The 23915-nt window shown below is 60.7% G+C and carries 21 protein-coding genes; 15 read left to right on the top strand and 6 right to left on the bottom strand.

What is annotated here, in order from left to right; translation table 11 throughout:
- Positions 1 to 90 precede the first annotated feature (90 nt).
- Genes AB4Y44_RS26555 through AB4Y44_RS26540 form a run of 4 tightly spaced genes read left to right on the top strand, consistent with a single transcriptional unit; the run spans position 91 to position 3413 of the window.
- Positions 91 to 873 carry a hypothetical protein gene (locus AB4Y44_RS26555; protein ID WP_368618986.1) on the top strand — a complete coding sequence of 261 codons (783 nt, stop codon included), beginning with the start codon at positions 91 to 93 and terminating at the stop codon, positions 871 to 873.
- 38 nt (positions 874 to 911) lie between these two features.
- Positions 912 to 1358, top strand: coding sequence for a hypothetical protein (locus tag AB4Y44_RS26550; RefSeq protein ID WP_069268398.1), 447 nt, complete (start codon positions 912 to 914; stop codon positions 1356 to 1358).
- Positions 1359 to 1413: 55 nt separating this feature from the next.
- The gene (locus AB4Y44_RS26545) at positions 1414 to 2079 is read left to right on the top strand and encodes a response regulator transcription factor (RefSeq protein WP_069268397.1); all 666 of its coding nucleotides are present in this window, start codon (positions 1414 to 1416) and stop codon (positions 2077 to 2079) included.
- The gene (locus tag AB4Y44_RS26540) at positions 2055 to 3413 is read left to right on the top strand and encodes a sensor histidine kinase (protein WP_368701284.1); all 1359 of its coding nucleotides are present in this window, start codon (positions 2055 to 2057) and stop codon (positions 3411 to 3413) included. Before AB4Y44_RS26545 ends, AB4Y44_RS26540 begins: the two co-directional genes overlap by 25 nt.
- Before the next feature lie 775 nt (positions 3414 to 4188).
- On the opposite strand, the gene AB4Y44_RS26535 is transcribed toward AB4Y44_RS26540, so the two are convergent.
- Positions 4189 to 5565, bottom strand: coding sequence for a hypothetical protein (locus AB4Y44_RS26535; RefSeq protein ID WP_069268395.1), 1377 nt, complete (start codon positions 5563 to 5565; stop codon positions 4189 to 4191).
- Entirely contained in the window at positions 5529 to 6185 is a 657-nt protein-coding gene (locus tag AB4Y44_RS26530) for a hypothetical protein (RefSeq protein WP_368618987.1), read from the bottom strand. The genes AB4Y44_RS26535 and AB4Y44_RS26530 overlap by 37 nt, the downstream gene beginning before the upstream one ends.
- A gap of 247 nt (positions 6186 to 6432) precedes the next feature.
- Here AB4Y44_RS26530 and AB4Y44_RS26525 point away from each other — a divergent pair, with 247 nt between their 5' ends.
- Entirely contained in the window at positions 6433 to 7020 is a 588-nt protein-coding gene (locus tag AB4Y44_RS26525) for a hypothetical protein (protein ID WP_368605647.1), read from the top strand.
- Positions 7021 to 7122: 102 nt separating this feature from the next.
- Here AB4Y44_RS26525 and AB4Y44_RS26520 read toward each other — a convergent pair whose 3' ends face one another.
- Entirely contained in the window at positions 7123 to 9165 is a 2043-nt protein-coding gene (locus AB4Y44_RS26520; protein WP_069268393.1) for a ParB/RepB/Spo0J family partition protein, read from the bottom strand.
- 217 nt (positions 9166 to 9382) lie between these two features.
- Between AB4Y44_RS26520 and AB4Y44_RS26515 the strand changes: the two genes are divergently transcribed.
- The 6 genes from AB4Y44_RS26515 to AB4Y44_RS26490 all read left to right on the top strand — a co-directional run bounded on the left by AB4Y44_RS26515 (position 9383) and on the right by AB4Y44_RS26490 (position 12928).
- Complete coding sequence (locus tag AB4Y44_RS26515) at positions 9383 to 9799, top strand: antirestriction protein (protein WP_069268392.1); 417 nt, start codon at positions 9383 to 9385, stop codon at positions 9797 to 9799.
- A 51-nt stretch (positions 9800 to 9850) separates the two neighbouring features.
- Complete coding sequence (locus tag AB4Y44_RS26510) at positions 9851 to 10678, top strand: DUF932 domain-containing protein (protein WP_069268391.1); 828 nt, start codon at positions 9851 to 9853, stop codon at positions 10676 to 10678.
- Between the two features lie 51 nt (positions 10679 to 10729).
- Positions 10730 to 11038: a hypothetical protein gene (locus tag AB4Y44_RS26505; protein ID WP_069268390.1), complete on the top strand. Its 309-nt coding sequence runs from the start codon at positions 10730 to 10732 to the stop codon at positions 11036 to 11038.
- 63 nt (positions 11039 to 11101) lie between these two features.
- Complete coding sequence (locus AB4Y44_RS26500) at positions 11102 to 11332, top strand: DUF3717 domain-containing protein (RefSeq protein WP_069268411.1); 231 nt, start codon at positions 11102 to 11104, stop codon at positions 11330 to 11332.
- 1120 nt (positions 11333 to 12452) lie between these two features.
- Positions 12453 to 12743 carry a transcriptional regulator gene (locus AB4Y44_RS26495; protein ID WP_069268389.1) on the top strand — a complete coding sequence of 97 codons (291 nt, stop codon included), beginning with the start codon at positions 12453 to 12455 and terminating at the stop codon, positions 12741 to 12743.
- Between the two features lie 44 nt (positions 12744 to 12787).
- Positions 12788 to 12928, top strand: a complete 141-nt coding sequence (locus AB4Y44_RS26490) for a hypothetical protein (RefSeq protein ID WP_176732989.1) — start codon at positions 12788 to 12790, stop codon at positions 12926 to 12928.
- Positions 12929 to 13469: 541 nt separating this feature from the next.
- Here the strand turns inward: AB4Y44_RS26490 and AB4Y44_RS26485 are convergent.
- Positions 13470 to 14864 carry a replication initiation protein gene (locus tag AB4Y44_RS26485; RefSeq protein ID WP_368618988.1) on the bottom strand — a complete coding sequence of 465 codons (1395 nt, stop codon included), beginning with the start codon at positions 14862 to 14864 and terminating at the stop codon, positions 13470 to 13472.
- Positions 14865 to 15959: 1095 nt separating this feature from the next.
- Between AB4Y44_RS26485 and AB4Y44_RS26480 the strand changes: the two genes are divergently transcribed.
- Together AB4Y44_RS26480 and AB4Y44_RS26475 are read left to right on the top strand one after the other, a co-directional pair.
- A complete protein-coding gene (locus tag AB4Y44_RS26480; RefSeq protein ID WP_069268410.1) occupies positions 15960 to 17165 on the top strand; it encodes a ParA family protein in 1206 nt (401 codons plus the stop codon).
- Positions 17162 to 18151 carry a ParB/RepB/Spo0J family partition protein gene (locus AB4Y44_RS26475; protein ID WP_069268387.1) on the top strand — a complete coding sequence of 330 codons (990 nt, stop codon included), beginning with the start codon at positions 17162 to 17164 and terminating at the stop codon, positions 18149 to 18151. Before AB4Y44_RS26480 ends, AB4Y44_RS26475 begins: the two co-directional genes overlap by 4 nt.
- A gap of 1049 nt (positions 18152 to 19200) precedes the next feature.
- On the opposite strand, the gene AB4Y44_RS26470 is transcribed toward AB4Y44_RS26475, so the two are convergent.
- Positions 19201 to 19323 (bottom strand): hypothetical protein, encoded by a 123-nt coding sequence (locus AB4Y44_RS26470; protein WP_368618989.1) that lies wholly within the window; start codon positions 19321 to 19323, stop codon positions 19201 to 19203.
- Between the two features lie 130 nt (positions 19324 to 19453).
- The gene (locus AB4Y44_RS26465; RefSeq protein WP_368618990.1) at positions 19454 to 19621 is read right to left on the bottom strand and encodes a hypothetical protein; all 168 of its coding nucleotides are present in this window, start codon (positions 19619 to 19621) and stop codon (positions 19454 to 19456) included.
- A gap of 959 nt (positions 19622 to 20580) precedes the next feature.
- Between AB4Y44_RS26465 and AB4Y44_RS26460 the strand changes: the two genes are divergently transcribed.
- Both AB4Y44_RS26460 and AB4Y44_RS26455 read left to right on the top strand, forming a co-directional pair.
- The gene (locus AB4Y44_RS26460; RefSeq protein ID WP_368618991.1) at positions 20581 to 22845 is read left to right on the top strand and encodes an EAL domain-containing protein; all 2265 of its coding nucleotides are present in this window, start codon (positions 20581 to 20583) and stop codon (positions 22843 to 22845) included.
- The gene (locus tag AB4Y44_RS26455; RefSeq protein WP_069268385.1) at positions 22845 to 23885 is read left to right on the top strand and encodes an autoinducer binding domain-containing protein; all 1041 of its coding nucleotides are present in this window, start codon (positions 22845 to 22847) and stop codon (positions 23883 to 23885) included. The genes AB4Y44_RS26460 and AB4Y44_RS26455 overlap by 1 nt, the downstream gene beginning before the upstream one ends.
- Positions 23886 to 23915: the final 30 nt, after the last annotated feature.

The raw sequence follows: 23915 nt of genomic DNA, 5'->3' as shown, positions 1-23915 counted from the left end.
GAGGCGGCTCCAGAAGAACCCGGCTAAGGATCTGCTAAGTCTGAGTGTTCAGACTGCAGGTCCGTCACCCGATTTCCGAGGAGCCGCCGTATGACCTACACGTCCGATCGACCGGCGACACGCTGGCTCAACAAGGTGCCCGCGATCACTTTCGCGTTCTGGATCACCAAGATCATGTCGACCACGGTCGGCGAGACGGGTGCCGACTTTCTCGCGGTCAACGCGGGATGGGGACAAGGCGCAACGCGCGCGCTGATGACGTCGCTGCTTGCGATCGCGCTCATCCTGCAGATGCGCACGCGCAGGTACACACCATGGATCTACTGGCTTACGGTCGTGCTCGTGAGCGTCGTCGGCACGCAGATTACCGATCTGCTCACCGACGGCCTCGGTGTCAGCCTCTACATCAGCATGGGCGTATTTGCCATTGTGCTCGCGGCATTCTTCGCGATCTGGTATCGCGTCGAGGGCACCCTGGCGATCGACGCGATCGACACGGCGCGTCGCGAAGGGTTCTACTGGGCCGCGATCCTCTGCACGTTCGCGCTCGGCACGGCCGCCGGCGATCTCGCGACCGAAGCGCTGGGTCTCGGCTTCTCGCTCGGCGCGGTGTCGTTCGGCATCCTGCTGGCTGCGGCCTACACAGCATGGCGAATCGGCGCGAACGCGGTTCTCACGTTCTGGATCGCGTACATCCTGACGCGACCATTCGGGGCCTCGCTCGGCGACCTGCTCACGCAGTCGCGCAGCTACGGCGGGTTCGGCATGGGGGCCGCTTCGACGAGCCTGCTGTTCCTCACCGTGATCGTCGTGCTCGTCGCCGTCGCGCAGATCGGCGCGAGTAGCCGCGCGCGCGTCGAGACCGCCGAGTGACCGTCACGTTTCTTTCACCATCGAATCGAGGATTTTTCATGCGTTATCCCACCACGCTTTCGCGTCTGCTCGTTGCCGTTTCCGTGTGCGCTGCGCTCGGCCTCGCTGCCGGTTGCTCCAGACAGACCGGCAGCGCCGCCGCATCGACCACGGCGTCCGCCGCCGCACAGGGCGGTTCGCCCGCAAGCGCGTCGAAGCTCGGCGACCTCTCCCAGTTCCGCAGGATCGCGACCGATGTGTCCGTTCTCGTTGCCAGGGGCGACCTGGCTGGCGGCAAGACACGCATCAAGGATCTCGAGATCGCATGGGACGAGGCTGAAGCTGGCCTGAAGCCACGCGCGGCCGGCGACTGGCACGTACTCGACAAGGCGATCGACCGCGCGCTCGAAGCGCTGCGCGCCGACCACCCGCAGCAGAGCGACTGCACTGCCGCGATGGACGACCTCCTGCACACGTTCGACACGCTCGCCGGCAAGACCTCGTGACGCGCATGCGAAAATCACAGACGCTGATTCCGGCTATCGCTCGTGGAGTGGAGGCATGCGAATACTGCTTGTCGAAGACGACCCGATGATTGGCGAAGCTGTCCAGGCTGCGCTGAAGGACGCGTCGTACGCGGCGGATCGCGTCACGGACGGCGCGCTCGCGCTGACCGCGTTCGCCGCGCAGCGCTATGACCTGATCCTGCTCGACCTCGGCCTGCCCGGCCGGGACGGCCTCGGTGTGCTGGCCGGCATCCGCGCGAAGGGCAGCGCGGTACCGGTCATCATCATCACCGCGCGAGACGGCCTCGACGACCGCCTGCGCGGGCTCGACGGCGGCGCCGACGATTACATCCTCAAACCCTTCGAAATGGCCGAACTGCTCGCGCGGATTCGCGTGGCGATCCGGCGTCAGGTCGGCTCGGCCGCGCCCGTGATGAGCAACGGCATCGTGTCGCTTGACCCGGCGACACGCGAAGTCGCGGTCGGCGAGTGTACGCCGGTACAGTTGTCGAACCGTGAGTTTTCGTTGCTACGCGCGCTGCTCGTACGCCCCGGCGCGATCCTGTCGCGCAGCGAGCTCGAGGACCGCATCTACGGCTGGGGCGAGGAAGTCGAAAGCAACGCAGTCGAAGTCCTGATCCACTCGCTGCGCCGCAAGCTCGGCAGCACTGTGATCAAGAACGTCAGAGGTGTCGGATGGATGGTGTCAAGAAACGGCTGAAAGAATCGATCCAGTTCCGCCTGTCAGTCGCGCTCTCGGTTGCGATCCTGGTCGTCGCGACCGCGGCGGCGGCCTTCTCGTTCTCGTCGGCGTACGTCGAGGCACATGAATTCCAGGACGACGTGCTGCGTCAGATTGCGACGCTGCTCGATCGTCAGAGCGCGCCGATACCTGCTTCGCCGACCGGCAGCGCCACACGCACGCCGGAAAGCGACGAAGTACCGCGCGTGATCGTCGAACCGCTGAACCGCGACGGGGCGCCGCTTGCTGCCAGCGACCGGCGACTCGCCGGTGCAGCGACGCTGCCGGACGGTTTCCATACGCTCGATGCGGACGGACAGACGCTGCGCGTGCTGATTCACACGCTCGCGAACGGCGAGCGTATCGCAGTCGCCCAGGATGCGGGCGTGCGGGATGACACCGCGCGCGAAGGCGCATGGCGGACAGCGATGCCGCTCATCATCCTGCTGCCGATTCTGCTGCTGGTCGTCGCCGATCTCGTACGCAAGATGCTGCGGCCGGTCGCGTCGCTGTCGGCCGAAATCGACGCGCGCAGCGAGCACGACCTGCAGCCAGTCGAGACCGATCACCTGCCCGCCGAGGTGCGGCCGTTCGTCGTGGCGATCAACCGGATGCTCGGACGTGTGGCGCAGTCGGTCGATGCGCAGCGCCGCTTCGTCGCCGACGCAGCGCACGAGCTTCGCTCACCACTCACGGCGATGTCGCTGCAGGCGGAGCGGCTCGGCGAGACGGATCTACCTGTTGACGCACGCGCGCGCCTGACCACGCTGCGCGGCGGCCTTGAGCGCAGCCGCAATCTGATCGAGCAGTTGCTCGCACTCGCACGGATACAGGCGAAGACAGCGCGGCCCATGGAACCGGTGTCGGTCCACGCGACCTGGCGGCGTGTGCTCGAAGACCTGATGCCACTTGCTGAAGCGAAGCATATTGATATCGGCGTCGAAGACGGGCCGGATGTGCGAGTGAGCGTCGACAGCATCGAGCTGACGACACTGATCAAGAATCTCGTCGACAACGCGATTCGCTACACGCCAGACAGGGGACGAGTCAATCTGGCCGTCCGGGAGACAGGAAGTCAGGCGCTGTTGACCGTTACCGACAACGGCCCGGGCATCTCGCCGCACGAGCGTGCTCGTGTGTTCGATCCGTTTTATCGCATCCCGGGTAACGAGCAGATCGGCTCAGGGCTCGGACTGGCAATCGTCCGGACGATTGCCGAGCGGATGGGTGCCGAAGTGAGTCTGGCACCCACCGACACGCATACGCAACGCGGCTTGCGCGTGTCGATGCGGATTCCATCGCAATCTCGCTGATCTCGCTGTGAGCGCACATCTTCCCGCCTCCGTCAGTCCGTACCCGGGGTGTCGTCAAGCCTCGGAAGTTTAAATTGACCCGGGCGGCGAGCGCTGATGGTCGCAAAGCCACGGACTTGATGAGCGGCCAATCTGCGATCTGACGTCCTCGTACAGGGAGCAGGGACGTAACTGTGTCATGGATGAAGCGGAACACCACGGCCACCACCACCGGTCACTCCGCAAGCGCGCCATCCTGATCAGAAAAGGCCGCCCTGCCGCGTGTCCCGCGCCGGGGGCAGCGACGCCCGGGCGCGCCGGGCCGCCGCACGTGCGCGACCAGTTCCGCCCTCGCCGCTCAGGAAGCCCGTCCCGCTGCCAAGCGTCAGGCCATCGGATCGATACGAGCCCGACACGTCAGGAGGTACACCACTCCCGCAGTTACCTCACTTGCTGGAGACGGGGGTTTTGCACCGTCTGCCCATGCTGGGAGGTTGGGCGCCGAAAGACCGTTAGTCGCATTTATGGACGGCCATCGCGGTTGGCAGCAGACGGGATTTGACAGTTGCCCGGTAATGTTGAAAAAGGCGCATTCGGTAATGGGCGCCCCGCAGCCGTCAACCATTGCGCACGGCCGCAACGATATTCACAACGGTCGGCAAGCTGTGACGCCCCCCAGCATGGCCGCTACCCAGGCGTCGTGGTCGGCGTCGCGCTGGTGATGGCGCGTGAGTCGCCGGCAAGAAGCGGAGCATCAATCAGAAAGATGAGCGGCTGACGGGGCACCGTGAATCGTTCAGACTGGCCTGGTCTGCGAAACACCGGCGAGATGCAGGATCTTTGCTGCGACCCTGCGGAAAAACGCGTCGTCCCGTTCCTTCTGGGCAGCATCATCAGCGACGCGATGCTCGATCAGAATGCCGCGGCGCTTCATGATTTCCTGAGTACGCAACTTGCGCTCGAGGTAGTCAGGATCGTCGGCGCCCATCGTCTCGATGACGATACGGTGCAGCCGTGCCGCAACGCCAACCGCTGCCACCGATCGGAACGTCAGTTCAAAGTCGGGGCGGCACCACTGGCTCGGCGCGTCGGTCCGCCTCACCTCCCGGTCAAAGAGCGGTTTCCAGAGCGTCACGTCAACGCCGTGCTTTTTGACCCACGCCATGACGTCGAACAGCAATTTCAGCGTGACTCGCTCATACCGGCTGTCCAGAGGTACGGGGCGCGCAAACGAATACGCATGCTGCGCGAACGCTTCCCGAACGCGCGCGTTGCCGTCGCGATCGCGGTCTACCACGCCGAGCACCCAGTAAGGGGGCTGCGTCAGTCGCTGATCGCGGCCTCCGGCGCGGATACCCTTTTCCGGGCGAAGAATGCACTCGCCCATGCTCGTTTTCTTGATTGCAGCGCCTGCGCGAAGCTCGTCGGCGACGAACAGCAGTAGCGCACTGCGTGCCTTCTTTTTCGGCCATACCAGGGCGTCGACCTCTGTCATCTTCTCGTTGAGATGTGTCCATGGCTTGAAATAGAGTATCTGCGAGAGTGATAGCTGCGGGCTCAGCGCCTGATCTGCTGCATATGCCTCGAGCCGCTCCCACGTTCTGGACTTGTCATTTAACGCGTCGACGTGCAGCCGTGCGAACCCGGCGTCGTCAAGAAGCGTGTGCAGGATGCGTCCGAGCCGCGGCAGGCGGCGCCCCCTTTCGCCAACGCCGCCCCCTGATCCCGTCGAGCCGCCCGGTCGTGCCGCGCCTTCATTCAGATCATCCAGGTAGTCAAGCGCGTCGCCCACTGGTCTGAGCGGATTGTGCTGGCCAGGGCGCGCGCAATCATCGTCCGGCTCAACGTCTTCCGGCTCCGGTGTCTGCCGGAACGACGCCAGGGCGCAGTGGTGCTCGCCGTATTGATGCATGCGCACGAAATGACGCGGGCCGTCTTCACGCATCCGAGCGGTCAACCGCGGCCGGCCACCGGGTGCTCTGACGCAGTCGCACTCGAGCCACAGACGCACATGTCGTCCGTCGTGCATCTCTTCGAGCACGGCTTCCACGAGTCTGACGTCCTCAGGCCGCACTTGCTGTCCGTCGCCGCAGAACCGCCGCACAGCTGCAGCTTCTTCAGCACTCAGATGTCGCCTCACCGTCCCGGGGTGATCCCGCTCGACAAGTTCCATGTTGCGCTCAGTGTGAGAGTCGGACGAGCATTGCGAGGCTGTGCACGCGCAGGAGCGAAGCCTTGTAGTCCAGAAACCCGCCATGCATCTGGCGGGCGAACGGTGGGATGGATACAGCTGCGCGTGTAGCCGTGTCTGATACAAGCGGTGCCAATGGTTCGGGGCGCGAACGACAGCCGTTGAAGGCGGACGATGCGTGATGACTGACTGCTCATGCGCACAAGACCGTCTTCGGCAAGAGTGCAAAGCATGTCGTTGATCTGCACCATCGACGTATCGAATCGCCTGGCCAGCTCGCCCGCAAGGTACTCGCGGCTCGACTCCATGATCTCAAGCATTCTTGCAGAATTGAGTTTCATCGGACTCCCCAGGAACAATGCTGAGAATATACTGCCGTCGCCAGGGTCCCGTCGCCGCCCGCGCATGAAAAGCCCGAAGTGCACAGCTGGGAGCACGCCAATTTCGTGCTCACGGACATCGCGCACGCCGACGCCTTTGCGAAGATGCGCATGCAATTCCTTTGGTGAAAAACTCCTGGTGCGCCCAGACGCACGTGCCACCGGTCTGTCTGCAAAGCAGCGCCGAGCGCGCTCGTTGGCGGCGGCTGCCGGGTTCTCCAAGGGGTATCCCCTTGGAGCACGCTATATGTAGACGGAAATGCGTCAGCATTTCCGTCTACATATACGTCGTGCCTCGCCCCGCAGCCAAGCGCCGGTCGATAGATCACGCATGGGCCGTAATGAATCGACGCTCAATCATTTCTGGACGGCCTGCGGATCATGAAAGATCGCATACCTAACAGATAGGATGCACCTTTCGATCATTCGCGGCATACTGTGTCCGTTCCCCCTGACGTGAGCGCTCAAAATGGACGCCCTGATTGCGGTACAACGCGCGCAACGCCTCGACACCCTCGCGGCTTCGTCCGATGGCCGGTCCAAGACCGCCCAGCTTCGCGACGTGTTCGAGAGCGTTGAACGTGCCATTCGCTCGGGCGTCCGGTACGCCGCGATCATCCAGGAACTCGCCGCAACCGGACTCGTCTTCACCTATCAGACCTTTGCTCTGACACTCAAAAGAATCCGGCGCGAACGGGGCATCGTGTCCCGCCTCACGCGCGCGTCACAGGCGGAAACTGGCCCGGCAGTCAGTCGCGCTCCCGCAGACGTGCCAAGGCAGGCGGCTAACCCGGTAGCAGCCGAACGCGGTGTGCCCGACAGTGAAACTGGCGTGGCCCCGGCTGTGGCGGCCGCGCGCCCCGCGGTGCGTGAGCGGCGCCCGATTGCGCCTGTCGGTGCAAAGCTGCCCGACGACTGGCTCACCGCAGAACTGACGCTTGAGCAGAAACACCTGTTGACGCACGAACAACGCATAGCGCGCGCAGATGCCAAGGTCAAACAGTACTGGCCCAACCCGTTCGACCCGGTGCCCCCCGAAAAAGACCAACCGGCATGAGCGCCGGTAATTTGACCCTGCATTCGCACGTGCAATGAAAAACCGCCCGGACTTCCATCCGGACGGCTTCGTGTGGACTACTCGAATGCGCGCGACGCGCGCTCAGTACGGCGCGTCTTCCTCCTCGCCAGGCGAGGCCTGCGCTTCGGACACTCCGTCCGCTTCGGCTGCAGCGGCGTCGCCGTTTTCGTCGTATTCCTCCTCGTCATCCTCGTGGTAGCCGTACGTGACGCGCTCCGGTACCTCCCGGTTACGCAGCACTTCCGGCAGCCAGCCCGAGTCCGTCATGCGAAGTTCCGCCGTCGTCGCTGCAGCGTCCTTCTTCATGCCGCGCACTTCGCTTGCCGCCTGGGGCGATACGCTTTCGCCCACAACGGCAGCAATCCGGTCTTTCGCCACGTGTTCGAAATACCCGGAGCGCGTCGGCTTCCAGTAGCGCGAAAGATCCACCGCAAGCGTGTTCGAGATCTCGTTCACCGCGTGCGGGCGGTCTGCGCTGCTGATCCCGTCCACCGTCGCCGCCACGCAGAACGCGAAGAGATTCGACAGCACGTCCTCGCCCTGTTCCAGCAGCCATGGCAGCAGGTCTGCCGCGCGCCTGGGCAGCATGCGTGACCACTTCTCGCGTTCGCCTTCCAGTGCCTCCCAGGCCACGCTCTCGCCCATGTCGTCGGCATTCGATACCAGCGCCTCGCGCGTCGTGTGCACGTCGATCCTGACCGCGTAGTCCAAATACGCGCGCCCGTACACGTCATCGAAAACGACCGGAATCATGCGCTGCATCAGCACAGCAAGGGCTACGGTCGGTTGCTGCGCAAGCTCGATCTGGACGGCGGCGGTACGGTGCGCGGTCAATCGTTTGCACAGCTTCTCTCCGTGCAACGGACGCTCCTTCGGTGCGCGCGCCGCACCTGCGCTCACCGCGTGCGTTGCGCGTGCCTGCGCAGTCGGTGCCTCCTCGCGTCGCACCAGCCCCCGCTCAATACAGACTCGGCCCTCGTCATCGAGATAGACATATGCGCCTGCCTGCTTCATCTCTTCCGGGTCGAACGCCTCGAAGCGCTCCGCGTACTGGTCCACGGCAAACGTCGCCGCCGTGGCCTCAGCCTCCAGACGCTCGCCCCGTTCTTCGTCCGGCTCACCGTCCTCGTCGTTGTACGCGTTTAGCGCGGCCTGAGCGGCGTCGGTCGTTGCGGTGAGCGCGGCCAGTTCGGCTTTCTCGTCCTTCGTCGGCTTGCGGGTGGTCGAGCCGATCCGGCCACAACGCAGGATCTCCATCGCCGGGTATTGCGTCCGTGCCTCGATCCATTGCCAGCCTTCCCTTCCGACCGCCTGGGATAGCTCGATCAGCCGTTCCGTTGCGAGCCGGTGCAACAGTTCGGCATCTTCCAGGTATCCCGCGTTTGCGTCGTCGCTGAACAGGTCGCGCCTCACGCGTCCGCCTGCCGCCTCGTAGGCGTCCAGGCCAACAAACCGCGCCAGGGCGCTTTCGCGTGCATCGATTGCCGCGAGCGTGATGGCCTTGCGCAACTCGTCCGGTCGCCGCTGCCAGCTATTGACGGCTTCGCCCCATACGCGTTCCTGCGTCGCGCGGTCATCAGCCAGGGCCAGCACCTTCGCCTGTTCGTAGTCGAGCCTGTCATTACGCAACAGGTCGAGCAGTGACGGCGAAAGGTTGGCGATTTTCAGCGCGCGGCGTACCGCAACATCCGGCACCGCGAACAGCGCTGCGATATGCGCCACGCTCTTTCCTTCCTCCATCAGCAGCCGGAATGCCACGCACTCATCCGCCAGATGCATCGCCTCACGTTCGCGGTTTTCGATTAGCGACGCGGCGACGGCTTCGCCCTCGCTGACGATCAGGACAGGTACTTCGTAGTCTTTAGTAATCCGCCCCTGCTCAACCAAAAGGTCGAGTGCAGCCAGGCGGCGCTGGCCCGCGCATACGCCAAGTTTCGGCAACTTCGCGCGGCCCTTCATTTCATGCACGACGAGGTTCTGCATCAAGCCTTTTTCGCCAATGGTTTCGGCCAGGGCTTCGATGCCGGTCGGCGCTTTCTTGCGAACGTTCAGGGATGACAGGCAAAGGCGGTTGTATGGAACGTACTGAATTCCACCGGCTGCGTTCGAGGTGGGTTCGGTCATCAGATTTCTCCGGTTCGGCCATCGCTTCATTGCGAGGCACAACTCTATTATATAGGGCTTTTAGCCCTTATAATGGCAATTGAAAATATGATTTATCATCTATTTCAGTATACACATCCAATCAAAAAGCCGTAATCACTCATTGATAGTTAGGGCTTTTAGACCTAATATAAACGTGTGCCTCGCAATGAAGCGATGGCCGAACCGGAGAAATCCGATGACCACTGAAGTTCAAAACCGCGTTACTTCTTCTGTCGTTCCCGACGAGTTGCGCCTGAAAGTGCTACTGCGCTACCTCGGTCGTCACTACCTCACAGGGGAATCCTTGGTGTATGACTGGGCCGCTCGTCTGTGCAGCAGATACGAGGGAGGTTTCTGGCATTTCTTCTCCCTCTCCAATGACGGCTTTTACATGGCTCCGGCCGATTCGGGCCGCGTGCATGTGCGCTGGCATATGAACGGCTACAGCGACATGATGGGCGCGGATGCCTTCGGCATTACCGTCACCCTCTTCGCCCTCTGTCACCTCGCGGAAAAGACCCTTGATGACACGATCATCGAGCGTTACCACCAGTTGCGTGAGTTCGCCACGCAGCACGTTGAAGCCGCGAACATCCTGCGCGCCATCGACTAACCGACCGGCCCCGGCCCCCGGGCCGGGTTGGCTCCTTCATTGGGGAATCAAATGAACAAGCTTACAACTCGTTTTAGCGGGAATGCCGTCGCGCTGCGTTCGCAGCATCCTCTGACGAATGACCAGATTGCAGAGGTTGCGCCTTCCATTCTTGCCCACACCGCGCACGAAAGCCGTTCGGCGCGCTACAGCTACATTCCGACAGTCGATGTACTCGACGCCCTGCGCAAGGAAGGGTTTCAGCCTTTCATGGTCTGCCAGACCCGAGTGCGCAATGAAGACATGCGCGATTTCACCAAGCACATGATCCGCCTGAGGCATGCCGACCAGATCGGCGGTCGCGAAGCCAACGAGGTTATCCTGGTCAACTCGCACAATGGCGCATCGAGCTACCAGATGATCGCCGGAATGATTCGCTGGGCCTGCCAGAACGGCATCGTATGCGGCAACGTGACGAACGATATCCGCATCCCGCACAAGGGTGATGTGATTGGCGAGGTCATCGAAGGCGCATTCAAGGTGGTGAAAAGCTTTGATGAGACGGCAGCGCAACGCGAAGGGATGGCGGCAACGGTGCTCGATGAGGGCGAACAGGTCGCCTTCGCCCGCGCAGCGCTCGCGTTGCGCTACGACGAGGGCGCGCCTGTGCCAGTGACGGAACGGCAGATTCTCGCGCCGCGTCGCGTCGAGGATCAGGGCTCCGATATCTGGACCACCTTCAACCGTGTGCAGGAAAACATGATTCGCGGTGGGCTGCACGGTCGGAACGCGAAGGGCAAGGCGACCACGACCCGAGCCGTCGCGGGCATCGATCAAAACATCCGTCTGAATCGTGCCTTGTGGGTGCTGGCTGACGAACTGCGCCGCCTGCGCGGCTAACCGGATCGCCCCGGCTTTGCGGTCGGGGCGCACCCAGAAAGGGGATCTCACATGGATCTGCTCAACACCCGTCCTACGTGGCTGTCCGCGCTGCTGCCGCTCCTGGCTGTTTGGCAGTACGGAGACCGTGACATCGTTCGCGGCGAACTATATCGCATGGCCCTGTCGGCTGACGCGGCGGCACAATCCGCCGATGCGCTCCGGCGCATTGCCAGCATGCTCGATCACAACGGCAATCCGGTAGAGATGCGTCGCGAGGAATTGCGCGCCATCGCCCGCGTCGCCCTGGCTGGTTTCGAGCGCGTGCCACCCTACGCACCTGTTGCCACGCTCATGGAGCACGACGGGAATCTGCATTAAATTTTGACATCCTTAATAATATTCAACGCCCGCGTAGAAATCGCGCGGGCCCGTGACGCAACCATGACTACCGTCTTAACCATTACTGAAATTGAACAGGCAATCAACTACTGGTGCGCACAGGAATCGCGTGGCCAGGGCGGGGCGCTGTGTGCGAAAGCGCGCCCCCTGGCTGAAGTGTACGGCCTGATGATCTACGAGCGCGCCACGTCTGTAGCGGTGTCGCGGCTCACGCCCGAACAGGTCGACGCCGTCCGCAAGGCGCTTGGAAACCAGCAACCGCCACCGTGTTAGCCTCGCGATCTGTCGCGACGCTAACCGAACTGCCGCGCGCTGGCGTCCATCCCCCTGCAGGCCAGGAGGTTGGATAATCGCGGGAGCATCGCGCGCGCCGCGCGCCCGGATCGAGGCGCACGGGGTCCCCGATGGCCGCATCGTCGGACATGGGGAGAGCGCCGGCGCGCCGCGTAAGCGGCGGGACGATCCGGTACGGCCCAGGCCGACCAGCCCGGGTCGTCAAGCGTCCGCAGGGCGCGTGTATCCCCCGCGGCGTAAGCCGTGGGGGCTGGATAATTACGGGAGTATCGCGCGCGCCGCGCGCCCGGATCGAGGCGCACGGGGTCCCCCATGGCCGCGTCGTCGGACATGGGGAGAGCGCCGGCGCGCCGCGTCAGCGGCGGGACGATCCGGTTTAGCCTAGGCAGACCATGGGCCGGGGTCGTCAAGCGCCCGCAGGGCGCGTGTATTCCCCGCGGCGTAAGCCGTGGGGGCTGGATAATCACGGGAGCATCGCGCGCGCCGCGCGCCCGGATCGAGGCGCACGGGGTCCCCCATGGCCGCGTCGTCGGACATGGGGAGAGCGTCAGCGGCGGGACGATCCGGTTTAGCCCAGGCAGACCATGGGCCGGGGTCGTCAAGCGCCCGCAGGGCGCGTGTATTCCCCGCGGCGTAAGCCGTGGGGGCTGGATAATCACGGGAGCATCGCGCGCGCCGCGCGCCCGGATCGAGGCGCACGGGGTCCCCCGTGGCCGCATCGTCGGACATGGGGAGAGCGCCGGCGCGCCGCGTCAGCGGCGGGACGATCCGGTTTAGCCCAGGCAGACCATGGGCCGGGGTCGTCAAGCGCCGCAGGGCGCGTATTTCCCCCGCGGCGCGAGCCGTGGGGGCTGGATAATCACGGGAGTATCGCGCGCCGCATGCTCGGATCGAGGCGCACGGTGTCCTCATGACCGCAAGTCGAACATGGGAAGAGCACCGGAGCGCCGCGTAAGCGGCGGGACGATGCGGTAGAGCCCAAGGCGGCCACCAACCGGGGTCGTCAAGCGCCACAGCGCGCATGTTTCCCCCCTCGGCGTAAGCCGTCGGGACTGGATCGTCACGAAGTACATGGAAGAATTAGCGGTTCGAGGTAAGGATGAGCTATCAAATTGAAATCCGGGCCGCCTGCCTGCGATCGGCGGAGGACGGCTGGGAACAGCCGAACGGAGCCGAAATTCAGGAGGTTATCCGTCGCACCGGCTTGCCGGGACGCGCGGTTGCGCGTTATCTCGGCTTGTCAGAATACGGCGGTCGGCAGGTGCGCCGCTGGATCAGCGAAGACGCCGCAATCCCTTACTCGGCTTGGGCCTTGTTGTGCGACCGGGCCGGGCTCGGGTGTATCTGGCGCCCAGCAGCAGACCGCGCCGGGCTGGATCCACTCCCATGACCGTGCATGTTTCGCCCGCGCAGACTCGAGGGGATGCTTTCTAGATGCAGTTGGCAATCGGGAAGCGGGAACTGGAAAGCGGGCGGGTGATGCACGAGCTCGTCAACGCCCGCCGCGCGTCGACGAACTGCGAGGCGGAAATCACTCACCTGCGGGTGACGACCCACAAGATTTGCCGCATGTGATCCATCACGCTTGAAACAGGCAGGTCGGCAGTATTCTTGCCTGACTGGGCGCCTCGGGCCTCCTGCTTCACGACGCGCGGGTTCGGTAACGCATAGCGGCGATCGCACCACGGTGCGTTCCAACAGCTATCGATCGATCCCTGCTGATGCCAACTATGCTGATGCGGATTTTCGCTTGCACGCGATGCGAAATCTCAGCTAGGAAAATCGCCATTCTATTTTCAATGCCATTCGATCAGGTCTCTCACGCACCCGACCTATAACTCGGCAATCCGGACGAATTGTTGCGGAAGGTGAATACCCGTCATAAAGCGAGATCGAGTGGAAGATCGATATGCGCGCTACCCATCAACCGGTCTGTCTCCAACTCAATAGGCAAAGCGTGGAGGTGCATCCGCGACGCGGCCACCTTCAGCTGCCGCACGAGAAGCATGGTGGTGAAACGGTCTCGGTTAACGCAACAACCGCGAATGCGAGCTAGCGAGCTAGCGGGAGATGCTGAGCAGGTCTACAAGGTGTAAAGCCGAGAGCTCGCGTACCGTTAAGCCTTGGAGGCGGCCTTCGCTTTGGTGCGCAGAAACACGAACGAGTAGAGCGCAAAGGATAGATCCTTATGCGCCAGCACGTCCGACTCATGAATCGTCGCCGGGTTGAGCTTCACCCGCTTGATGGCCAGTTTACCGGCCGCGGAGGCGATAAAGGAACGCATGAAGTCTTTTTGCGCCTTACCGTCCGCCTTGTGATACGCCTCACGGCCGAGGTCAGCATTCTCGACGGTCTGTGTTTTGCTGCGCTCCTCTGCCGCCGCAGTGCTTGCGGCGACGGCCGCTGTCGCCAATTGCTTCGCGCTGAACTCCACCCTCTCCTGTTCCTGCTGCTGTTGCTGTACCGTTAGCATTTTGCGATCAGCGTCCGATAGCTTGTAGCCGTCGGTGATAGCTTTTAGCAGGTAGGCGCCCGGACTCTTCTTGACTTGGCCGGAGTCGACCTTGGCGCGGGTGTATTCGATCGCCTGAAGAATACGCTCATCCGACCACACGGCGCGGTTTTGCGAGATGGTGTTGAACTGCTTTTCTGTGAAACCGAATTCGTTCTTCAGCGTCGTGTATATCTCTTGCGCGCCAAGCAGGCTCGCTCGAACGGCCCCAGCGGTTTCCTTTCGCGTCAGCCTGAAACGAATCCGGTCAATCTTTTTCGACTTCGGGCTCACGGTGCGAGTCTCGTAGCTCAGATCGATGTCCGAGACTGCGTTTATCTGCTTAACCGCCTTGTCGAGGTTGTCGCGTTTGAAATACTTGAATTCGGTTGCAGTCGACGCAGCCTTCCCTGGCCAAGCACGTACCACATCGACTTCGATCCACTCGGTTATGCCTTCCGCCACGTAACCGATGACGTGGTCGTAAATGGCTCGAGCATAGGTAAGCGTAAAGGCAGAGGTGATTCTCAGACTCAACCAGTGCGACTTTACCGGGTCCTTGATGTGCGGAATGAGCGGCTCAGGAACCGCAAAAGTGATGCGCCCTTTGTCGATACCCACGATACCGATGAGCTGTACGGACACCCACTTCTCGTCCTCCGCGGACGTACTGCCAGGGGGCGAGGCCGAAACTTGAATTAAGGCTTTTTGAGCCTCGGACACCACTGTTCGCAGGTGCTTGTAGTTGTAACTGTCATAACGCATGAGCCATCGGAAGTAGCTCAGCTCGACGTCATAAACCTTCGGGGTGGTCGGCTCCTGCGCCACGATGAAGTGCGCTGCATCCAGGAATCGCCTGGCTGTAATGCCAACATCGGTAATGTCGATAAAAACGTTGTTACGCTGATAGCCAATCTCCTTCGTCGATTCGTTGATTGGCGTATCGGTGGCGAGCATCTCCTCGAACAGCTCAAACGACAGCTGGCGCGAGGTTGCGCGCGTCATGATGTTGTTTGCCATCGAGGTGCCTGTCCCTAGTTGCCGGTCGCGCAGACTGTAGCACACGTAGGTGAGATGTCAAAACAAAAAGACTCACCATGACGGGGACCGTTTCAACAAATCTGCTCACCTTCCTCTAGGCACATGTCCGTTCAACAAATCTGCTCACCTTTCTGCTTTCGAGAGGCAGAAAGCCTCGGGGCGACGGTTGTATGTTTTTCAGAATCTCTTAAAAAGCAAAACGAACGAACAAACTACAGCGAAAAACAAAGATTCTTAAAAACAATGGGTTAGTCCCATGTAGGTGAGCAGTTTTGTGCCTGAGGTGAGGACTTTTGTGGACCGAAAGTGAGGAGAAATCCATTGCGAGCGTGAGAAGTTTACCAGCGCAAAGTGAGGGATTCTGTGGCCGCAGATTGACGGTGAGCATTTTTGTTGAATGTTGCACCCGGTTGCGGAAAGCCTTACCTGACGGGGTCCTCGGCCGAAAATCGCTCGAAATGGGTGAGTCGTTTTGTTGAAGCATGGTGAGTGCTTTTGTGGCGCAGCGCAGCTGGGCTGCTCGGTTTACCGGCATGAACCGTAACAAGGCTCGCCGCACGGCAGGTTGCGGTCTGGGCATCTGTGGATAAGTCGATAGCCGGTGGACGATGGTGAGCACTTTTGTAGGCAAGTTGCCGTCGACCCTGCGTTCAACGCTTACGTTATGGGCTGCCGGGCGACTTACGACCAGGCTGCGGAGGAGGTTTCTGAGGCAAAGGTGCCTCGCGTTGTGTGCCAAGGCGATATGCCTGCAATTGGATGGTGAGAGAAATTGTTGAAAGTGCGAGGCAGGGCGCATCAATTGGCAGATTTCAACAATTCTTCTCACCCACCTTCACCCCTCCTCCACCGACTCCTCCAGCGAATTTCAACAATTTTTCTCACCATGAAACGTCGGAATGCTTGCGCACGAACCGCCAATTCTGGCCCTTCCGTTGCTTCGTTCGATCTTTTTGTGTTGTTTTCCAATGGGTTAGGTGGAAAATTTAAGAAACTTACTATCTGGAAGCGATTTTTCTAATGTTTTCGAGTATTCTACGCTTCGTCCCGATTTCCGGTGAAAGTGTAAAAACCATGTCTAAAGCCGAATTTCCCGCTATCACACGCAAGGTTCCCCTGGCGAAGATTGCCAAATTTGCGAAAAAACTGGACGGGCTGACGGCGGAGCTGCGCGAGCAAATCCTCACGCCGAGGCCGCGAAAGGCGCCGCCAAACTTTACGACTGCCGAAGTGGCAGACCTGTGCGGCTTGGACCGAACCAAGCTCCACTACCAAGCGACGCGGGAAGGAAGCGCGTTGCCGCCGGGCGTTGCGCACGGCACGGGCCGTAGCCGCCTGTTCACCTTGGCCGAGGCGCGTACCTACGTACAACAGTTGTCGGAAATCTATCAGTCGCCGCTCGTGACTGGTCGCGACGCCGACGGCAAGATTCTTCTGGTTGCCAACTTCAAGGGTGGGTCGACGAAGACAACGACGACGATGTGCATCTCGCAAGGGTTGTCGTTGCGCGGACGGAAGGTGCTCGTGGTTGACTTGGACCCGCAGGCCTCTCTGTCCGAACTCTGTGGACTCTATGCCGAGAACGAGGTCGACGAGGATTCGACCGTTCTGCCTTTTATCTATAACGAGGAGATGGAAGGCGGACTGGAATCTGCCATCAAGGAAACTTACTGGGACGGGCTGGATGTAATTCCCGCGCATCCATCGCTGTTCAGTGCTGAGTTCTTCATCCCCTCGATGCTTAAGACTCGCCCGAGCTATCAGTTTTGGGCAATCCTGCGCAAAGGCCTGGAGCCGCTGCGCAAGAAGTACGACTACATCATTCTGGACACAGCTCCCTCCCTCTCCTACCTTACATTGAACGCGCTGATGGCAGCTGATTCGATGGTGATGCCCTTGGTGCCGGAGAGCCTGGACTTCATCAGCTCGGTATCGTTCTGGGGGCTGTTTTCGGATATTGCCGCGAACTTCATGGAGAAGGAGTCAGACAAGGTCTACGACTTCATCTCCGTGATTCTGTCGAAGGTGGATACAAGCCCGACGTCGTCAGCACCCATCGTACGCTCGTGGACGCAACGCGCCTACGAAGACTGGCTGACCACCACCGAGATTCCCGCGAGTTCGGTGATGAGCAACGGCGCGCTCGCGCTCTCGACAGTGTTTGACCTCAGCAAATCCGACGGGGTCTCAAAGACGGTGCAGCGTGTACGCCAACCACTGGTTGAATACTGCAGGTGGATTGACAACATGTACATCGACGAATGGAGTCTCGCACAATGAGCAGTATTCGTGACCGTATGGCTCTCCAAACCGCCAACCTCCGGAAGACGTCCTCAATCTCTGACGATGAGATGGACGCGACCAAGCTCGCGGTCGAGAAGCCGAAGACAGGGCCTGGGATGGCAGGGGCGTTGGCAGCCGCACAACTCAAAATTCAAGAGTTGGAAGCGAGTGGTGGCCAGGCAACGATTCCTGTTGCGGAGGTTGTGCCTAATCCATGGCAACCGCGGCGGATCTTTGCCGAGGCCGAGCTTTCGGATCTTGCCGAGTCTATTCGCGAAAAGGGGTTGGTTCAGCCGGTGGCGGTGCGGCGCGTTGATTCCGTCTACCAGCTGGTCGCTGGCGAGCGGCGATTGCGTGCGCACAAGATGTTGGGCATGGAGCAAATCAAGGCGGTCATAGTCGACTGCTCTGATGAGGACATGGTTGTTCTTGCGTTGGTAGAGAACATCGGGCGGTCCAACCTAGCCGATTATGAAATTGCGATTTCGCTGCGTCGTGCGGAAGCAGAGTTTCCGAATCGAAAGCGGCTCGCCGAGTCCCTCGGTATGTCTCGCACCGGACTGTATCAGTTCTTGGCGTTCGACAAGCTGCCTGATTTCATTAAGGATCAATTGGACTTGCAGCCCGCGCTGCTTGGGTGCAATGCTGCAGAAGAAATTGTGTCGGCTATCAAAAAGCATGGCGCTGCCGGTTTGGCTGCGGCAAAGGACTTGTGGCCAGACGTTGTCAAAGGAGAAATTCTTCAGGGACGATATGCTGCCGCGATCGTAGCGCAGGCCACCCGTCAGGGTTCGAGAGCGGCGGCCCGCGAGCGGAGTATCGCGAAGTTCTTTTCGGGAAAGGAACAGGCCGGGAGCATTACGAAGGACGTGAACTCGTTCACCGTCAAAATCAAGACCGGGTCCCTTAGCGAAATTCAAGAGACTCGAATCCGGCAACTTATCAGCGAGCTTTACAGGGAAGAACCAAGCGCGCAGCAGTAATCGAACTTATTGGACAGAAGCCCGCAACTTTGCGGGTTTTTTTCGTCCCCAAAGCGATACGCCCGTAACACGAGAGTGTCGGCAATAAGGGAAGTTACAGGGAGCGCTCGGAGAGCGCGTGCCCGCGAGGTTTCGACGCGCTGAACCCGACATGGCCCACGGCTCGGACGACGTCGTGCGGTGTCAGTAGTACCGACACTTCGGCCTTTCGTTCCGACCTGACCCGCACCGCACGTTGTACCTCGAACGGACGTCAAGGTGTCAGGATAGCGCCATGGCTCGGGCGACGTCGTGCGGTGTCAGTAGTACCGACACTTCGGTCTTTCGGTGCGGCTTGACCCGCGCTGCACGTTGTACCTCGAGCGGATGTCGAGGTGTCAGTATTACTGACACGCTGAACCTCCGGATAGCGGCCATGGCTCAGGCGACGTCGTGATGTGTCAGTAGTACCGACACTTTGGCGACCTGTGCTTACGCCAACTGCAGGTTAGGTGTTGCCTGAATGAGAACAGGCTTAAACGAGGCCTGCCTGTCTGAAAGACGTTCCGTCGAATGGACCATGTGACGGAAGAACACGCCAAGCAACTCGAACGCCAGTATCCATGGCCTCCAGTGTTCCCGTCATCCTGACTTGAGGTCGATCGCTAGGCGCGCCCACCTAGTGCATCGCCGTCCGCCAAACGCTAATTCAAAGCGCCGCCGCCGGCCCTTCGCCGGCACGGTGTCGGCGACGCCATGCGGGCCCGTGGAGCTTCTGGCTTGGCGTATCAGAGACCCGCCGGTTCAGCGCGCCGGCAACCTTGCATGATGTCGTTGAGACTGACCGGAGAAGGCGGTGCCGGCATTTACCGTGAGCCGTGCGAGGCGATCTGCAAGTCGTTAGCAGCCTGTTTTGCGCGGGGATGGTTGCGCGCAGCCGGCGGTCGGGGCGGCCGAGATGCCGCGGTTCAGTCTTGCCTGCGGTGTGCGGGTGCGAATCGTGGTGTCGGCCCGGAGATGATCGTTTGGCATGAGCAGGAAATATCATTCATCAAGCCTCCACGCCAGCATCAACTAATAACTTCTAGGTGGCGCGCACCGTCCGGCACCGCATCGACCACCAGCCGGCGGTCGAAGGTGCCCAAGGCGCCGTCATGCAGGCGCGCGATCGCGAGCAGGTACGTGTCGGTCACCTGGTCGGTCGCGAGGATGCGGCTCGCGTCGACGTGCTCCCGATCGAGCAGGCTCAGGCCGTTGGACCAAAAGATGTGGCCAGGATGAGCGCGCAGCTTTGCGACGAGTGGCGCGACCGCGGCCGACGTCTCAATTGCTTTCGGGTAGCGCGATGATGCGCACGCCGTTTTCGATCAACGGGCAGGTTGCCCACGCCGGGTGGTTGACCCGACCGAACGATTCGTGTGCAGCTTCGCGCTGTACGTGCCCGGCGTCGAGCAGCGCAATCAGTACGTTGATGTCAAGCAGATACGCCATCAGGGTGCCTCGTCGCGGCATCTGGTTGACGGGTTCGGGCGTGACGGAGCCGGCGGCGTGAGCATGGCAATACCGGCAGGCCGTCGCGCGTGGTGGTTGCGGCTGAAGGGCGCTGCAGCGCCGTGCGGGCGAGCTGCGAGATGACGCGGCCGATCGACACGTGCTCGCGGTCGGCGCGCGCGCGGGCGAGGGCGAGCACGTCGTCATCTATATCGAGGGTGGTTCGCATACAGGGGCCTCCGCAGATACCCGGTTGTTCCACACCCGTCAGGATCGTCCGGTTCGCATCAAGCATCAAACATCATTCAGGAGTCCTTCTGACTTGGGCTGCGTTCTCCGGTAATCTGCGATGAACGACAAAAACGGGTTGTTGAGATCCGCTCTAGGCGGCACTTTGCGAAACCCGATCGCGATGAGGGCCGAAGAAACCTAGGGAACCTTCAGGCGATAATAGGGCCAATCTGTCGTCCCCGTGAAACATTCCATGGCGCATGCCGTGTCGGCGAAAATCGTTGTCTGGCAAGGCTCGCACAGTGATCGCCGAGGAATGTTTCACGAAAAGCAGGGTGCCGGCGCGTGGCCCGTTCGCCATTCCGACCTTGACCGATGGGCGACAGTGCTTTTGTCCCCATTCGCCTGCACGTTGTAGCAAAAAGAACGTAATTTGTAGCGTTCCCGCGCGCCCATGTGTGGTGCATGATCGCTGGGTGGCGGTCTCCGGAAACTGCCGACGGGACGGGCGAACTTGCGGCGGCCGTCACATGACCCATTCCGGCAGCAGAACATTGGCCGGCGCGCGCCGTCGTCAGCGGTACTAGCCGCCTTGCCGGCGGCGTGAAAGACCGCGGGAGCAGTAGATATCCATTTCACATAATGAGAAACAGTTTGTAACCGTTCCACGATTTGAACAGGTTCTTCCTCAGACTATTCGTGTCGTTGAAGTCTTAGGGGAACCAGCGATGGCCTTGTCGAAATTGCAGAGAGCTGCCTTGGCTCCTGGTCGTCTGGCCGAAGTTTTGAGCGCCTACGCGGACCGCACTTTCACGTTCCCGCTTGTCGCGCTGGTGTTAATTGCGTCTATCTGGGCAGTTACCGTTCAACGTATTCACGACGAGGGTGAGCAGGCCCATACCGCCGCGGCCGTCACGAGTTCACGGCTGGCCAGCGCCTTCGCGGCGCACATCGCAAAAACTGTTCACGACGCCGATGTAGTCGTGCAGTGGGTCAGGTATGAGTACGAGCGTTCGCCGGCGACATTTTCGCTCTCCGACTACAAGCAGCGAGGGCTTGTCTCGGCCGATACAGCGTTACAGGTAACGATCGTCGACGCGGCGGGGCAGGTTGTGCAAACAACGACGCCGGACGCGCGCGCCGTGAACCTATCAGATCGGCTGCACTTCCGGGTTCATGAGAAAGGGAACATCGGGCTCTATATCAGCCAGCCAGTGCTCGGACGCGTTTCGTCACACTGGACCCTTCAGTTCACCCGCCGACTCAATCATCTTGACGGTACATTCGCAGGGGTGGTCGTTGTCTCAGAAGATCCAAATTTTCTGACTGACGGGTTCTACAACCTTGATGGCCTTGGCCTCCACGGGATGCTGACTGTGCTGTCCGACAACGGCTATTTGCTATCGCGACTGGCCGGTGGGGCGCCCGCGTCGCCCAATGGGCCACCCGCCTCGGCCTATTCGGCAATGACCGGAGCGAAGGGAAAGGTTGTTAAGGATCCGGTGGATGGCGTTCAGCGTGTAGTTTCATATCGCCATCTGTCTGCGTATCCCGTCTCAGTAGTCGCGGGCGTTTCGGCCGAGGACGCACTGGCTCCGTATCGCCGAGCCAAGGTGCTCTACTGTGCGATCGCCTCCTTTTTGAGCCTGTCGCTTTTGGCTGCTGCTGCTTGGCAGGTGGTAGTGACCTGTCGATTTCGGAAACTGGCCGAGACGGACTCACTAACTGGACTGCCGAATCGGCACCTCATGCTGCAAACCGCGCGCCGATGGATGCGCAATGAAGAACCAGGCATGGTAGGGCTCCTATACGTCGACCTGGATAACTTCAAGGTCATCAACGATACGTTGGGGCATAAGGTTGGGGACGACCTGTTGCGTAACGTTGCCTTTCGTCTTCAAGAGTGTGCGACATCAGAAGATTTGCTGGCGCGGATAGGTGGCGACGAGTTCGCGTACGTCCTGCGAGGCGAGCACGCACTCGCGCACGCCGAACGGATAGCTGTCGATATCATTCAGGCGTTCAAACGTGTATTCGTCATGCGTGGTCACGACTACACCGTCAACGTCAGCATCGGTATTGCCTTGCATAGCGATCCGGATGACAGCGAATTTGGACTACTGTCGAAAGCAGACCTGGCGATGTATGCGGCCAAAGAACGTGGTCGCCAGGGCGGGGAAAGTCGGTTTCATGTCTATACCCGTGACCTTTCGGATCGCGCGCTATCGCTGATCGAGCGACAGCAGGCGTTGCAATACGCAATCACCAATCGTGAATTTTTCGTGCTCTATCAACCGATTGTTAGCGTCGAAGGTACGCTACGCGGCGTAGAGGCGCTTGTCCGATGGAGGCATCCGCAGAAGGGCGTATTGAAACCCGACCAGTTCATCCCCCTCGCGGAATCCTCCAGTCTGATAGTGCAACTTGGTGAGTACGTCTTGCGGCAGGCGTGCCGCGAGTTCCAGGCCTGGCAGGAAGCGAGTGACAACCGGCTCTTTCTGTCGGTCAATGTGTCGCCGGTTCAACTCGCCCGGGGAGGGTTGGCGCACACCATCAAGGAATGCCTTAACGACAATCTGATGGATCCCGATGTACTCCAGCTCGAGATAACCGAAACGGCGGTGCTTTCCGGAAGCCGCGAACTGCGATCACGGCTTCAGGATATTCGCCGACTGGGCGTCAGGGTTGTGCTGGATGATTTTGGCACCGGTCAATCGTCGCTATCGCATCTGACCTCGCAGACCGTCGACGGTATCAAGGTCGACCGGCAATTCACCGAAGCGGCGCCGGGCCAGAAGATGGCAGCGGCCCTGGTTGAAAATCTTGTTCGGCTTGCGCGGGACGTCGGGCTATCGTTGGTGGTTGAAGGTGTCGAGACCCGGGAGCAGGCAGCATGGTTATCGCGTTTCAAGGACGTGTCACTTCAAGGATACCTTTATGGTCGTCCGGCACCGATCACTGAACTAACGGCAATGCTCAAGGTAGGTCAGTAATGTTCGGCTCGGTGGTCGAAAAGTTACCAAATGCTCGCGCGAACGTCGTGTATCAACGACGTGAGAGGGGCGGGTCGGATAGCGTCATTTTGCGCCTGCGGGATTATGGCGAGGGACGCTTGATCCTCGAGCGCGTGATCTCCCGTCCGGATGATGTGAGTCTTACGCTCCTTCTACCGCTGCGGGGCGAGCGGGCGCTGCAGGAATTTTCGGGCGCTGATCCGTGGGGCGACATTCTCGCGCCGGCCTACGATGCGATCAAGAGTGCGTGCCGACAGACGTTCAATGGGAGGAAGCGCCCGCCACGGCGCGTTCGATCCGTGAGCGTCGACGATGTGCTGGCAAGCATGCCTGCCTGCACCAATGAATACGATCTCGCAGCGCTGTTGGATGACCTTTCTAGTTCGCTTGGTGCTGAACAATACTGCATCACCTGGATCGATTTCGATAGTCGTGGCGACAGGGCGGAGCATCGGTATCTCGTCGGATGCGATCCTGCTTGGATGCAGAAGTACGTGTATCGATCGGGCTACATGAATGACCCATTGCTCGAATATGCGAAGCGAAACGCATCTCCGGTAACGACATCTGATCTTCAAAACGGAGCGACAGAACACTGGTTACTTCAGGAAGCGCAGGGCCATGGTTTGTACAGCATGCTCACGTGTCCAGTGCACGAGCCCGCGAGATCGACATTAACAATTCTGCAGGCAGCTGTCGGGGCGAACTGCGCCGATGGCGATGGGATCCTTTCGCGCAATCAGAACAGGTGGCGTAGCGCCGCTGGCGCCCTGTCGGACTGGCGGCTGAATCAGCTGCGCGAGTTTGCAGGACAGTTTCAACTCGTTGGTGAGGAGTTGACCGTGTTGCGTGCCTTATTGCATTGGAAGGACAGCTCTGCAGAGACGATCGCTACCGCACTGGATATGCGTGCGCGCCACGTCAGACAGGTCGTATACCCAAGGATTACTCGAAAAATGGGTGTCTCTCACATCAAGGAAGCGGTAGCACTTGCTTTTAAATGCGGATTGATTAACTAAACAATTGGTCGCGCATATAGGGTTATCACA

The sequence above is a fragment of the Paraburkholderia sp. BR10937 genome (assembly GCF_040965695.1).
Taxonomy (GTDB): domain Bacteria; phylum Pseudomonadota; class Gammaproteobacteria; order Burkholderiales; family Burkholderiaceae; genus Paraburkholderia.
The sequence above is the reverse complement of the archived record's forward strand: the minus strand, read 5'-3'. Positions and strand labels throughout refer to the sequence as shown.